Genomic DNA, 13,645 nt, shown 5'->3' with positions numbered 1-13,645 from the left:
TTGAACCATTGAGCAAGTTGGAGCCTGTTGCCGTTATTGTGCTTTTCTTGCTGCTTGGCTCTCTTGTGCAGGGGATCAGAAGAGGCGCATCGGGATCTGCGAGGCGTCTTTTCTTTTTTGTATGGGAGGGCATTGTCGTTGTCCTATGTTTGGTGCTGGCCGCGCAGCTTACGAATAAATTATCGCCGATGTTGGCCAAGTGGCTCACCGTCCGCGTAAAGGTGCCGCTCGAAGAGCTTAGCAGCCTGGAGCAAGCGTGGTATACGCTGCTTACAAGCCTACGTGATTTTGCATTGCTTCGTTACGCCGTTCTATTTATTCTTGGCTATTTGCTGCTGCGTGTATTGGCGGCTTTCATTGAGCCCTTTATCGGGCGCTCTGTGGAAGGCGTGCTTCGCAGCGGCAGGGAAGAGCCTGTGGACGGCTTAAGAGGAAAGAGAAGCGCAAGCCGCGTTGTGGGAGCTGTCATTGGCGCTGCGCATGGCGCGGGGCGATCCTTTATATTCGTTGCTTTGTTGTTCGTTTACGTGTCCTTGATGCCAAACGGCTGGTTTGTCGACAAAATATCTGAATCACAGGTTTATTCTCAAGCTGCTGAATGGCTGACCCCGGTTGCGGGTGACGTTCTGGCAGGGCAAGGTCCTGTGCTTACCAAAGCGGTTGAATCGCAGTTTAAGCAAATTTTACAACGCAAGTATGAGATTATCGATTACGCCATTCCTGCGGAAATCGAGCAGGCGGCACTTTATGTCACTAAGGATGCGCAAACGAAAGAAGAGAAGGCACGCAGCCTTTACGATTGGCTTGGCACCAGAATTGCTTACGATTATGACAAAGCTCGCAATTACGAGGAGCAGGGCATTTGGAAGGAACAGACACCGCCCGAAACATTTGAGACGCGAATAGGCGTATGTATCGATATAGCGCGTTTATATGCCGTCATGGCAAGGTCAGCAGGTCTAGAGGTGCGGGTCGTGACAGGAATGGGAGCGGATGGCCGCGGGGGCTTTGGTCCGCATGCTTGGAACGAGGTGCAGATTGGCGAAGGCGAAGCAGGCTGGATTCCGCTAGATGCCACTTGGGCCAATGCAGGGGACTGGTTTAATCCGCCTGCTTTTGACGACACGCATATACGCGAGGCTTAAGCAAAGCAAGGCTTGGTTCATTTATTTATAAGATATGAGGTGATTAAGTATGCAAGATGATCCGCAGAAGCGAGAAATTATAAATCGGCGCCATTTTTCGTTCCGATTGAACTTATTTTTCTTTATTACGTTTGCATTATTTAGTATTTTGATCGTTCGGCTCGCGATTTTGCAGTTTGTGGAGGGGCCTATGCTCAGCGCAGAGGGGCTCGACAAGAGCACTCGCAGCGTCAAAATTCCGCCTATTCGCGGCAATATTTATGATTCTACAGGTTATGCAATCGCTTATTCGACATCGACGCAATCCCTTTATTTTACGGTTCAGCCTGAGCTTAAGCTGGAGGCAGCCAAAGATAATGCAAGGGAAATGGCGGCAGAGCTGTTTAAGGTGTTCACGGAATACGGCGATCCGGCAAAAGCGATGACGGTTGATGATATTATTCGCCAGATGGACCTTGATTTCAGAAGGAACAACATCTCGACGCCGCGACGCATTAAATCCGGATTAACAAACAAAGAAATCGCTTATTTGATGGAGAACCAAGCCGCTTATAAAGGGATTGAAATTATGGAGGAGAGCGTTCGGAATTATGATTCGAACTCCATCGCCGTGCAGTTGGTAGGCTACCTCAAAAAATATAAGGGCGTCCGTGAAACCGTTGATTTCTATAAGGAAAAAACGACGGAGAAAGACGCGACTCTTCAATATTTGGAGGAAGAGGACGTGGGCATGGACGGCCTTGAATACATGTATCAGGATGTCCTGCGCGGTACGAATGGGTTGAAGACCTATCCGGTCAACAACGCAGAGCGGATTATCGGTCCTATGCAAATTACGAATCCGCAAAAGGGCTCAGACATTTATTTGACGATTAACAAAAACGTTCAGCTCAAAACAGAACAAGCCATTATGGACCAATTGAAGAAAATAACGACTTCTTCAAATAAATACGAGCGGGCAGATTATGCCAAAACCGGCTTTGCGGTCGCTATGGAAGTCGATACCGGGAAAGTCGTTGCGATGGCAAGCATGCCGGATTATGACCCGAACATCTGGGCGGGCGGGCGAATCAGCGCTGAGGATTATGAGAATTTCTCGAACGTACTCGAAAATGGAACGATTCGCAGTGTTTACGGTAAATATGATTCGGAGGAGGAACGCAAAAAACATCCTTCCTCGATCGTTCCTCCCGGCTCGACCATGAAGCCGCTGTCTGTCTTGATCGGACTTAATGAGAAATTATTTACCACCAGCACTTACTTTAATGATACCGGTGTCTTCACTTACGGTAAAAAAGGCTATGAGACCTTTGTTCGAAATTCACAGCGGCATGTATATGGAAATATCGATGCTGCGGGCGCTATTCAATATTCGTCTAATCCATTTATGGCTGCTATGATTGGCGATAGACTTTATAAGCGCGGCACGGTTGAAGGAAGAAGCAGCGTTGAAATTTGGGATGACTACATGAAGCAATTTGGGCTTGGCGTGCTTACCGAGAGCGGGTTGTTTGGTGAAACCAAAGGGATAATTGAGTACTTTGGTGAGGCTGAGCGAGGCAGTGCGCAATCTGCCTTAATCCAAGCTTCGTTCGGTCAGCAAGGCCGTTATACAACGCTGCAGCTTGCCCAGTATACAGCGATGCTTGCCAATCACGGCAAACGGATGAAGCCGCAGTTCGTTAATGAAATTAAAGACGCGGATGGAAACCTTCTGCAAGGATTTACGCCTGAAATTTTGAACGAAGTGGTATTTAAAGAAGAATACTGGAAAGAAATCGAGCTTGGTATGTCTAAGGTAAGCTCGCAGGGCTTTGAAGGCGTTGACTACACCTACAGGCGGAAGACGGGTACTTCCGAGCAGGATGTAGCCAAGCGGCGGGCAGAGAACGCGGTATTTATCGCTTATGCCCCTGCCGAAAACCCTAAGCTTGCAGTCGCCGTAGTTGTGCCGGATGGCGGCTTCGGAAGCTACGGAGCATCGCCAATCGCGCGGCAAATCTTCGATGCGTATGACGAAGAAGTCGGCTTGAATGGCGAACCGAAGAAAAAAACCGCGACGACCGATACTGACGGTGCTGCGGATAATGATACAGCTTCTGGAAATGGAACAGACGCTATTGATACCGCTCTTGGCAACAACGAATAATCCATTAGGCAGAATTAGGCCTTCATATTAGCACAAAAAGAACCTTTCATGCCGCTTAAAAGCGGCGTTGAAGGTTCTTTTCTTTTGGAAGGCATTTGTATATTCATCCAGCTTCTCAAGCCCTCCCGGATACATACGAAAAAGAACGAAGGGCCCATTTTAAAATAAATGTTGCACTAGAGAAACATTTTTGTGTATTATTAAAAAAAAGGCATTAGGCAAACTAAGATTCATAAGGGCAAATGTTTATGCATATAAAAAATGACAAGGATCTGGGAGGTTTTTATTCATGCGCAAGGGGTACAAGACAAATTCGGCTTTACGGAGATTTATTATGACCATTGTATTTTTGACAGTTACGGCAATCGTAACTTCTGCCTGCGGGGATAAAGCGACAACCGGCGGGAGCGGCAAACTGAATATTACGGCAACGACAGGAATGATCACCGATGTTGTGCAAAACGTTGGCGGTGAATATGTCGAGGTGAGCGGCTTGATGGGGGCGGGAATCGATCCCCATTTGTACAAAGCTTCGCAAGGCGATGTGAAGAAGCTGGATAACGCCGACATTATTTTTTATAACGGCTTGCATTTGGAAGGCAAGATGGCGGAAATGTTTGAAGCGCTGGAGAAGCGAAAGCCGACGGTTGCGGTGTCCGAGTATTTAACGGAAGAGCAGCTGCATGCAGCGCCAGGGCAAGGAGCAGGCATGCATGATCCGCATATTTGGTTTAATGTGAAGCTTTGGATTTCAGCTACAGAGGTCATCCGCGATACGTTGGTCGAGAAGGATGCCGCCCATGCTGATTATTACAAAGAAAAGGCAGATTCCTATATTAAGCAGCTCGAAGAGCTGGATACTTACGCGAAGGAACAAATTGCAACAATTCCAGAAGCAAGCCGCATACTGGTCACTGCACATGATGCTTTTGGGTATTTCGGCGAGGCATATGGTCTGACTGTCACGGGTTTGCAAGGCATGAATACGATGTCTGAGTACGGTTCGAAGGACGTCAGCAAGCTGCGCGACTATCTCGTGGAGAAGAAAATCAAAGCCGTGTTTATTGAATCCAGCGTTCCGAAAAAGTCGATTGAATCGGTCATTGAAGGCGCACGCCAACTAGGGCATGAGGTTAAAATTGGCGGCGAGCTGTTCTCCGATGCCATGGGCAATGCAGGAACGGCGGAAGGCACTTATATCGGAATGGTACGGCACAATGTGGATACGATTGTAGCCGCTTTGAAATAGCAAATACAAAGGGAACGAAAGTGAGTGATAACGATGATTCAAACACCTACACCAGTAAAATCAAGGACAACAACCGTTGCTCCGCTTAGCATAACGGGTCTGAGCGTGGCCTATCAGAAGAAGCCCGTGCTTCGGAATGTGACCTTTGAAGTAAACGAAGGAGAGCTGATTGGCGTCATCGGTCCAAACGGGGCAGGCAAATCAACCTTGATGAAGGCTGCTTTAGGTCTTATCCCAAGCATTGGCGGCGAGGTGCTAGTGTATGGAAAGCCTTATAGGCAGCAGCGGAAGATGATCGGTTATGTGCCGCAGCGGGAATCGGTGGATTGGGATTTTCCGACGAATGCGCTTGATGTTGTCCTCATGGGACGTTATGGACATTTAGGGTGGTTCCGTAGACCAGGGGCCAAAGATAAGGCGCTTGCGCTGGAGTGCCTGGCTAAGGTCGGTATGGCCGATTATGCAGGAAGGCAGATCAGCCAGCTCTCCGGCGGGCAGCAGCAGCGTGTATTTTTAGCCCGGGCGCTTGCTCAGGACGCCAAGCTATATTTTATGGATGAACCCTTTGCAGGCGTGGATGCCGCAACGGAGAAAGCGATTATTACGCTGCTGCAGGAGCTGAAGCTGCAAGGGAAAACCGTTATTGTCGTTCACCATGATCTCGCGACGGTTCAGGATTATTTTGATTCGGTATTGCTGCTTAACGTCGAGGTTCAAGGTTTCGGTCCGACCGAGCAAACCTTTACGCAGGAGCTGCTTCAGCATACTTATGGCGGTAGGCTTGCTTTTCTGGACCGCAGTCTGCAGCCGCCGTCCCGGTTTGACGGAAAGGGTGAGTAAGAATGGAACGCATATGGTCAATGCTGGCTGATCCGAATATGCAGTGGATTTTCTTAGGCTGTACGCTGCTAGGACTTAGCAGCGGCGTTATCGGCTGCTTCTCTTATTTGAGGAAACAAAGCCTTATGGGAGATACACTTGCGCATGCCGCTTTACCCGGAATATGTATCGCATTTATGCTTACCGGCATAAAATCGATTGGGCTTTTCCTAATAGGTGCCGGTATAGCGGGAATCATCGCTACCTTTGGCATCGGATATATTACTCGCAACTCCAAGCTGAAGCAGGATGCCGCAATGGGAATTGTGCTATCTGCCTTCTTCGGACTCGGTATCGTGCTTCTGACCTTAATTCAGCATGGGAGCTATGGCAATCAAGCAGGACTGGATAAGTTCTTGTTCGGGCAGGCAGCTTCGATGATTGCTTCGGATGTCATCACGATGACTGTCGTATGTATTTCGCTTATTACCGTTTGCACGCTGCTGTTTAAGCAGTTCAAAATTATTTCGTTTGATCCTGGTTTCGCTAGAGGTATTGGTTATCCGGTCGCTTTCCTGGAGCAATTGCTGATGCTGCTCATTGTCGTTGCCGTAGTAGCAGGCATACAGGCGGTAGGCGTTGTGCTTGTTGCGGCACTTCTCATTACACCGGCGGTATCAGCTAGGTATTGGACCGACCGACTGGGACTGATGGTCGTGCTATCGGGCTTGTTTGGAGCAGTCAGCGGAGCCATTGGCACATGGATAAGCGCTTCGGTATCTAATTTGCCGACGGGCCCCGTAACGGTGCTTGCTGCTACTTTGCTATTCGTAGTATCTATCCTGTTTGGGCCGCAGCGCGGATTGGTAGCCAAACGGCTGCTGCGCAAAAGCGTCAAGCAGCGTTACCATCGGGAAAATGAGCTTCAGCTTGAGGGCAGCGTAAAGAAGGAGGCAGCCTTATGAGTGATTTTTGGATATTGCTAACGGGTGCGCTTGTAGCGAGCTGCTGCGGTGTGCTTGGGGTATTTCTTGTGCTTCGCAAAATGGCTATGATTGGCGATGCCATCAGCCACTCGGTTATGCCGGGTATCGTAATTGCATTCCTGCTCAGCGGCTCTCGGGACTCGCTGCTGATGATGTTTGCGGCATTGCTTTGCGGCTTGCTGACGACGTTCCTGATTCAAATGTTTCAGCAAAGCGGGATTCAGTCCGATGCTTCCATAGGCGTAGTGTTTACTGCTTTGTTCGCGATAGGGGTCGTCTTGGTTAGCTTGTATGCACGCCAGGTGCATTTGGATCAGGATGCGATCCTGTACGGTGAAATCGCCTATGTGCACTGGAATATATGGGAGCTGGGCGGCGTAAACATGGGGCCGAAAGCCGTATGGCTGCTAGGCACAACCCTACTGATTATTTCGACGGTAATTGGACTATTCTACAAACAGTTTAAGCTTTGCGCGTTTGATCCTGCGCTTGCGGCCGCGATTGGCATACCGGTTGCCCTTTTTCATTATTTGTTGATGGGTCTTGTGTCTATGGCTACGGTCAGCTCTTTCGAGAGCGTTGGAGCGATCTTGGTCGTAGGGCTGCTCATTATTCCGGCTTCGACCGCTTATTTGCTGACAGACCGTCTTGGTCTGATGATTGCCTTAAGCGTGGCGGTAGGCGTAGCAAGCACGTTCCTCGGGTACGGGGCAGCAGTGCTGCTGGATGCGTCCATTGCAGGCTGCATGGTGTGCGCGGCAGGCTTTCTGTTCATCCTTGCTTTTTTGTTCTCGCCGTCACAGGGCATTATCATCAAAAAGCTGCGGATCAGAAAGCTAGCTTAATCGAATATGTAAAAGAATTCATTACAGCACAAAAAAGCATTCAAATTATGAATGCTTTTTTTGCTGTGTATATACAAAAAATGAGATAAAACTGCAACTTTATTTCAGTAACCTACGTACTATATTTGGTACATATTAGGATATATTGATAGGGGAGAGGGAGAAAAGATGAAAGCATGGTTCAAAATGGTTACGCCAATCGCTCTGACTGCCTTAGTGGCAACAGGCTGCAGCTTTGGAGGCGGCGATAAGGGGCTTGATAAAAACGAGCCATCCACGCTTAAGGTGATGTATTATGATGAAGGTTCGTTTTTTCAAGATTATGGAATGATTTTTTCGGCTTTGTATCCCAATATTGAGATTGAAGTTCTAAACACACAAAGCATTTATTCTGGCGAGCAGGAAGATTATGAAGCGGCTTTCGATAAGTTTATCGAAGAGAAGCAGCCTGATATTCTGATGCTGAGCGGCGATCAGTACAAAGAATGGGCATTGGATGGCAAGCTGTATGATCTCGATACGTTGATCGAGAAGGAGAAATACGATACCGAAGGGTTAATCCCGGGCATGCTGGACTACTTGCGCGAGCAGGGCGGCGGCAGGCTGTACGCGATGACTCCGAGCTTCTATAGCCAAGTGTTGTACTATAATAAGGATTTATTCGATAAATACCAAATCGAGTATCCAACCGATCGCATGAGCTGGAGCGAGACGCTTCAGCTGGCTCGCCGTTTTCCAACGGAAGGCGAACCTAAAGAGCGCGTATACGGTTTGAAAATGAGCTATAACGATGATTTGTTTCAAATGGCGAGCATCTTTGCGGCATCGGAAGGGATCAGCTATGTGAATCCCGCACAGAAGCAGGTAACGATCAATTCGGATTCTTGGAAAAATGTATTCCAAACAGCGCTCGATGCACTTTCGTCAAAGGCTCTTTTTTATGACAGCATCATGTACGAGCAGTCAACCGATGGACCTTCTGCCAGCAGCTATGAAGACTATTTGCTGAGAGATCCCTTTGTCTCAGGGCGACTTGCGATGGCGATTGGGGACAGCAGTTTTGTAAACCAAATCAAGCAAGCCAGCAGCAATGAAAAGGTTAAGGATCAGATTGTGAAAAACTGGGATCTCGTCACCGTGCCCGTTGGTCAGCAAAATCCCGACCAGTCAAGCATGACATCCTTTCACAATTTGCTAGCGATCAGCGCCACGGCAACGAATACGGAAGCCGCATGGCAGTTGCTTAGCTATTTGAGCAGTGATGAATATGCGAGGGTGAAGTCCAAGTCCAACAATTATAATGGCTTGCCGGTTAGAACCAAATATATTACAGATACAGAAGGACGCAATTATGCCGCTTATTATAATTTAAAGCCGAGCACCTTTAATGCTTACAAGGATTATGACAAGCTGCCACAAAATTTTTGGAATGAATTTATGACAGCTGCGCAGACGGAGCTTCAGAAGGTGAAGGATGACAAGCAGTCGCTTGATGCTGCGCTTGATCTCCTTCAAGTGCAAGGGCAGGAAATGATTATGAAAGAAGATCCAGTGAAGGAAGATACAGCTGCAGCTACAAATGTGCCTGCGGTAGAGGGCGGGGCTTCATCATCCGTTACGGTTGAGGAGCAATAACGGAAGAGAAATGAAGAGCATGCTTTCGCCATTTGGCGGAGGCTGTTCTTTTTTTAGTAGTCGGAAAGTATATCTTTGTGACATTCATTCTCAATATTTATCGGAGTGAACCGCGCCGCCAAAGGAAGGCGATAGCCGGTTCACTTTGTGCGGTCCAGTTCTTTAAACTTCAATTTCATTTGGAATCTGACGCAAATGTGCTAAAATAATTTACTAGTGAGATAACAACAGTGAATCGGCTTTTACGAGGAGGCACAATATTGGGAGACTACAAACTGGTTGCGCTCGACATGGACGGGACGCTTCTGAATGAGCAAAGCGAAATTAGCGCGAAAAATGCGGAATGGATTCAAAAAGCGCTTGATGCAGGGGTTATTGTCAGCTTTTCGACAGGACGCGGCTTTCGCAGCGCACTGCCCTACGCGGAGCAGCTTAAGCTGGAAACGCCTATGATTACCGTAAACGGCAGCGAAATATGGCATCGCCCGCATGTGCTGCACAAACGGACGCATTTAAGCTCCGTTTATGTCAGAAGGCTGCATGAGCTGGCACTCGCACATGGAGAGCCATGGTTTTGGGCGTATACCGCCAATGATATTTTCAATAAAGAAAAATGGATTAATCCAGCGGATGATTATGACTCCCATCACTGGTTGAAATTCGGATATTACACCGAGGATGACAGCATTAGAGCCAAGCTGCTCGCCGAGGTGCAAAGCTGGGGGGCGCTCGAGATTACGAATTCCTCTCCTTGGAATTTGGAGCTTAACCCGTTAGGCGTATCCAAGGCTAGCGCGCTGCAAGAGCTGTGCGGCCTTCTCGATATCGAAATGTCGCAGGTGATTGCCGTAGGCGACAGCCTGAACGACATTGCAGCTATTCGCGAGGCTGGGCTTGGTGTGGCGATGGGCAATGCTCAGGAGGCCGTCAAGGAAGCCGCCGATTTTATTACCTTTACCAACAATGAGCATGGCGTTGCAGAGGTAATTAAACGATACGTTTTGAAAGGGTGAGAAACGTATGGATATTTTAGGCTGGAGTCTTGTTATCTTATTATTCGTGGTGGGAATGGCCGGAGCCATCTATCCCATTCTCCCCGGTGCGCTTGCGATTTATGGCGCGTTTTTTATTTACGGATGGTTTTTTTCCTTCAAAGAATTTGGTTTCTGGTTCTGGCTCATCCAGACCGTTATTGTCATCGTGCTGTTTATTGCCGATTATGCCGTCAGTGCCTGGGGCGTCAAGCGGTTTGGCGGCTCTAAAGCTTCCATTATAGGCAGTACGATCGGTCTCATCCTTGGTCCTTTCGTTATTCCCGCGTTTGGACTGATCATCGGTCCCTTCGCAGGTGCGGTTATTGGGGAGGTTATTATCGGAACAAACCTGAAGGATTCACTTAAGGTAGGGCTTGGTTCGGTAGTAGGCTTGTTTACAAGTGTAGTTGTCAAAGTGCTATTGCAGCTGGCGATGATTGTGGCGTTTGTACTGTGGCTTGTACTCTAATTGATGATAAAGGTGGATGCTGCGATGATTAAAGTAACGGTATGGAACGAGTTTTTGCATGAGAAAATTCATGAAGAAGTGAAGAACGTATACCCGGATGGCATTCATCAGGCACTCGCAAATGGTATTGCCAGCGGCGAGATCGAAGTGGCAACGGCAACGCTGGAGGAGCCAGAGCATGGACTAACCGTGGAGCGTTTGGCCAATACGGACGTTCTAATCTGGTGGGGGCATATGGGGCATGACCGAGTCGATGACGCGATCGTAGAGCGCGTTCAGCAGCGCGTATGGGAAGGCATGGGGCTAATCGTGCTTCATTCCGGCCACTTCTCTAAAATATTCAAGAAACTGATGGGCACCAGCTGCGATTTGAAATGGCGGGAAGCAGGCGAGAAAGAGAGGCTGTGGGTCGTCAATCCGTCGCATCCGATTGCAGCAGGCTTGCCGGAGTACATTACGCTAGAGCATGAGGAAATGTATGGCGAGCATTTCGATATTCCGACGCCGGATGACATTGTATTCGTCAGCTGGTTTGAAGGCGGAGAGGTGTTCCGCAGCGGCTGTACATTCAGCCGGGGGCAAGGCAAAATTTTCTACTTCCGCCCGGGACACGAGACATATCCAACCTACTATAACCCTCAGGTGCTTCAGGTCATTCAAAATGGCGTTCGCTGGGCTGCCCCATCACATGCCGCTGTGCCGGTCCGCGGCAATCATCAGCCGCTGGAGCCCATTGGCAATAAAGGATAGGGAGACTTGTATAAACGACTATGCTAAAAAAAGACTCATTAATTAAAGGCACACTCATACTGGCGGCCGCTGCGCTGATCGTGCGTTTTCTAGGGCTATTTCAGCGCATACCGCTTGATTACATGCTGGGGTCCGCCGGACAGGCGGCGTTTAACTCTGCAAACACCATTTATCTATTGCTCTTAACGATTGCTACCGGGGGAATTCCGCTCTCGATTAGCAAGATGATTTCGCAGCGCTATGCGCTAGGCAGGCCCGATGAAGCGAAACGGATCTACCAAGCTGCTCTGATGTTTGGAGCGGTGACGGGAGTGCTTCTAGCTACAGCCATGTTCGTCTTTGCGCCTGCGTACGAAAAAATATCCAAGGTGCCGGATTCGGTACTGTCCTTGCGAGCTATCGCTCCCGCACTGCTGCTGTTTCCGATCATTGCCATGATGCGCGGTTATTTTCAGGGAAGGCAAATTATGTCCGCAGGCGGTATTTCGCAAATTATGGAACAAATTTTGCGTCTAATCGGCGGTATTGGCTTGGCACTTATCGTGCTCGGTTGGGGCTGGGGCGATGAGTATGGTGCCGCGGCGATTGCTTTTGGCTCGGTCCTTGGCAGCATCGGGGCGTTTGGGGTCATGATGTGGTTTTGGCGCAAGCTGAAGAAGCAGGACGTTACAGAGAAGGCTAGAGCAGCAGTAGCCGCTCCGCAGTCTCCTGTGAAATCAGGTGTTGCTTTGCCTTACCGCACTATTTACCGGGAAATATTCGCAACTTCGATTCCTGCGGTTGTAACGGCGATGACCGTGCAATTTTTGTACTTTTTTGATATGACGCTGTTTATGCGGTTAACGAATTCCTTCTACAATGCGACAGCTGCAACGGAAGTATTAGCTAACTACACGACGAAAGCGATGGGGATTGCCGGCATCCCGCCTATTTTGGCGATTGCGCTAGGCGCTTCGATCATTCCCGTCATTTCGTCTGCGTTTTCATTGAATGATATGAAGGAAGTGCAGCGCCAGTCCTCGCTGGTCATGCGAATCGTTTGCTTTACCGGCGTGCCGGTGGCCTTGCTTTTGACCGTAGCTTCTTTTTCCGTTACGGGGCTGCTGTTTACAAGCCCTGAAGGAAGCGGTACCGTTGCTATGCTGACCGCGGGCGCGATTTTTCAAATTACGATGATGATTTCCAATTCGATCTTATATGGTTTGAATAAATCCAAGCTGCCCATGTACCACACCTTTATCGGTCTCGGGCTAAAGATTGTGTTCAGTCTGGCGCTTGCGCCGGTATTCGGCGTTTATGGACTTATTATTGCTTCTACCATTTGTTTCGTTGTCATAACGCTGCTGAATGTTAGACAGATCAACAAGGAAGTCAGCCTTAATATTCTTGGCAGCAAATGGTTCGCTTATCTCGCAGCGATTGCCGTACCTGCTCTTGCCGGCTGGGCCGCTGAATATGGGGTCCTGGAATGGACAAAAGCTTGGCCAGACAAGCTGTCCTATCTTCTGGCAGCAGCCGTGACGTCAGCCATCGTAGGCGGGTTATACTTGCTGCTGCTTGCAGCCCTGCGCGTCATAACGCCTGAGGATGTCCGTTCATTCCCCGGGCCGCTGCGCAAAGGCATGACGCTGCTACTCAAGCCGTTCTACAAGAAAACAGTAGGATAGGCTGTGCTGCTGCGTGAGATATGAATGCTGAACGGCTTCATGCCTTGCCTGGTTGAGGTTAGCTTCTTCATTTGGATTAAAGCGTGTTTCTATCCGTGTACTTTGCGTAAAGAGGGGGTATCCCTCAAGGCCATTGGCCTTGAGGGATACCCCCTTTGTTGCTTGCGAGAAGCTAGGTGCTGAACACAAGAAATGAAGTTTAAGCGAAGCGAGAAGATCGTTCTGAAGGAACGAAGTATTCGCCTTTGTAGTCGGATTCTTAGAGCTACTCAAGCAGCGGCCGGTATGAGTAAATTTAGTTCAACTTATATCGGTTGGGATAAATTGGAATGTTTTTTAGATTAAAATGACTCTGGAATGGCGTTTTAGCGGTAAATTGGTGGGTTGAGGCTGGAATAGAACTAATTTTTAGACCTATTTTGAGTAATGCAGCCAGATTGGGAAAAATAGGTCTGTTTTTTAGATCTAAATGACTCTGGAATGGCGTTTTAGCGGTAAATTGGTGGGTTGAGGCTGGAATAGAACTAATTTTTAGACCTATTTCGAGCAAAGTAGTCAGATTGGTAAAAATAGGTCTGTTTTTTAGATCTAAATGTCTCTGGAATGGAATTTGAGCGGTAAATTGGTGGGTTGAGGCTGGAATAAATCTAATTTATAGACCTATTTTGAGTTAGCAGCTAGATTGGGAGAAATAGGTCTATTTTATAGATCTAAATATCTTTGGAATGGCGTTTTAGCGGTAAATTGGTGGGTTGAGGCTGGAATAGAGCTAGTTTTTAGACCTATTTTGAGTAAAGCAGCCAGATTGGGGTCAAGTCCAAATTTGTGTGTAAAATCTCATCTAGCTTATCGGAATGGATATCAACGGTTGTTTCGCCATTCATGGTAGGCAGCCAT

The 13,645-nt window shown here is 48.3% G+C and carries 11 protein-coding genes; all 11 read left to right on the top strand.

Features of this window, described 5'->3' with window-relative positions; translation table 11 throughout:
• The first annotated feature begins 8 nt into the window (after window positions 1-8).
• The 11 genes from FJQ58_RS07695 to FJQ58_RS07645 all read left to right on the top strand — a co-directional run bounded on the left by FJQ58_RS07695 (window position 9) and on the right by FJQ58_RS07645 (window position 12,748).
• Window positions 9-1,145 carry a transglutaminase domain-containing protein gene (locus FJQ58_RS07695; protein WP_338016130.1) on the top strand — a complete coding sequence of 379 codons (1,137 nt, stop codon included), beginning with the start codon at window positions 9-11 and terminating at the stop codon, window positions 1,143-1,145.
• 49 nt (window positions 1,146-1,194) lie between these two features.
• Window positions 1,195-3,294: a peptidoglycan D,D-transpeptidase FtsI family protein gene (locus tag FJQ58_RS07690; RefSeq protein WP_139991939.1), complete on the top strand. Its 2,100-nt coding sequence runs from the start codon at window positions 1,195-1,197 to the stop codon at window positions 3,292-3,294.
• A 289-nt stretch (window positions 3,295-3,583) separates the two neighbouring features.
• Window positions 3,584-4,543: a metal ABC transporter solute-binding protein, Zn/Mn family gene (locus tag FJQ58_RS07685; protein WP_139991936.1), complete on the top strand. Its 960-nt coding sequence runs from the start codon at window positions 3,584-3,586 to the stop codon at window positions 4,541-4,543.
• A gap of 33 nt (window positions 4,544-4,576) precedes the next feature.
• Window positions 4,577-5,383, top strand: coding sequence for a metal ABC transporter ATP-binding protein (locus FJQ58_RS07680; RefSeq protein WP_139991934.1), 807 nt, complete (start codon window positions 4,577-4,579; stop codon window positions 5,381-5,383).
• A gap of 2 nt (window positions 5,384-5,385) precedes the next feature.
• On the top strand, window positions 5,386-6,327 hold the full coding sequence (locus FJQ58_RS07675; protein WP_139991931.1) for a metal ABC transporter permease: 942 nt from the start codon (window positions 5,386-5,388) through the stop codon (window positions 6,325-6,327).
• Entirely contained in the window at window positions 6,324-7,193 is an 870-nt protein-coding gene (locus FJQ58_RS07670) for a metal ABC transporter permease (protein ID WP_139991929.1), read from the top strand. Before FJQ58_RS07675 ends, FJQ58_RS07670 begins: the two co-directional genes overlap by 4 nt.
• Window positions 7,194-7,361: 168 nt before the next feature.
• Window positions 7,362-8,828, top strand: a complete 1,467-nt coding sequence (locus FJQ58_RS07665) for an ABC transporter substrate-binding protein (protein WP_139991926.1) — start codon at window positions 7,362-7,364, stop codon at window positions 8,826-8,828.
• Window positions 8,829-9,088: 260 nt separating this feature from the next.
• Entirely contained in the window at window positions 9,089-9,841 is a 753-nt protein-coding gene (locus FJQ58_RS07660; RefSeq protein ID WP_139991924.1) for a Cof-type HAD-IIB family hydrolase, read from the top strand.
• Between the two features lie 7 nt (window positions 9,842-9,848).
• On the top strand, window positions 9,849-10,331 hold the full coding sequence (locus FJQ58_RS07655; protein ID WP_139991921.1) for a DUF456 domain-containing protein: 483 nt from the start codon (window positions 9,849-9,851) through the stop codon (window positions 10,329-10,331).
• 24 nt (window positions 10,332-10,355) lie between these two features.
• Window positions 10,356-11,081 (top strand): ThuA domain-containing protein, encoded by a 726-nt coding sequence (locus FJQ58_RS07650; protein ID WP_139991919.1) that lies wholly within the window; start codon window positions 10,356-10,358, stop codon window positions 11,079-11,081.
• Between the two features lie 20 nt (window positions 11,082-11,101).
• Window positions 11,102-12,748 carry a putative polysaccharide biosynthesis protein gene (locus FJQ58_RS07645; protein WP_139991917.1) on the top strand — a complete coding sequence of 549 codons (1,647 nt, stop codon included), beginning with the start codon at window positions 11,102-11,104 and terminating at the stop codon, window positions 12,746-12,748.
• The last annotated feature ends 897 nt before the right edge of the window (window positions 12,749-13,645 follow it).

The organism is Paenibacillus paridis (assembly GCF_006345825.1).
Classification (GTDB): Bacteria; Bacillota; Bacilli; order Paenibacillales; family Paenibacillaceae; genus Pristimantibacillus; species Pristimantibacillus paridis.
The sequence above is the reverse complement of the archived record's forward strand: the minus strand, read 5'-3'. Positions and strand labels throughout refer to the sequence as shown.

Excerpts from the sequence above, each read along its gene's own strand:
- FJQ58_RS07690 (WP_139991939.1), top strand. The coding sequence starts at position 1,195 with ATGCAAGATGATCCGCAGAAGCGAGAAATTATAAATCGGCGCCATTTT.
- FJQ58_RS07685 (WP_139991936.1), top strand. The coding sequence starts at position 3,584 with ATGCGCAAGGGGTACAAGACAAATTCGGCTTTACGGAGATTTATTATG.
- FJQ58_RS07680 (WP_139991934.1), top strand. The coding sequence starts at position 4,577 with ATGATTCAAACACCTACACCAGTAAAATCAAGGACAACAACCGTTGCT.
- FJQ58_RS07675 (WP_139991931.1), top strand. The coding sequence starts at position 5,386 with ATGGAACGCATATGGTCAATGCTGGCTGATCCGAATATGCAGTGGATT.
- FJQ58_RS07670 (WP_139991929.1), top strand. The coding sequence starts at position 6,324 with ATGAGTGATTTTTGGATATTGCTAACGGGTGCGCTTGTAGCGAGCTGC.
- FJQ58_RS07665 (WP_139991926.1), top strand. The coding sequence starts at position 7,362 with ATGAAAGCATGGTTCAAAATGGTTACGCCAATCGCTCTGACTGCCTTA.
- FJQ58_RS07655 (WP_139991921.1), top strand. The coding sequence starts at position 9,849 with ATGGATATTTTAGGCTGGAGTCTTGTTATCTTATTATTCGTGGTGGGA.
- FJQ58_RS07650 (WP_139991919.1), top strand. The coding sequence starts at position 10,356 with ATGATTAAAGTAACGGTATGGAACGAGTTTTTGCATGAGAAAATTCAT.
- FJQ58_RS07645 (WP_139991917.1), top strand. The coding sequence starts at position 11,102 with ATGCTAAAAAAAGACTCATTAATTAAAGGCACACTCATACTGGCGGCC.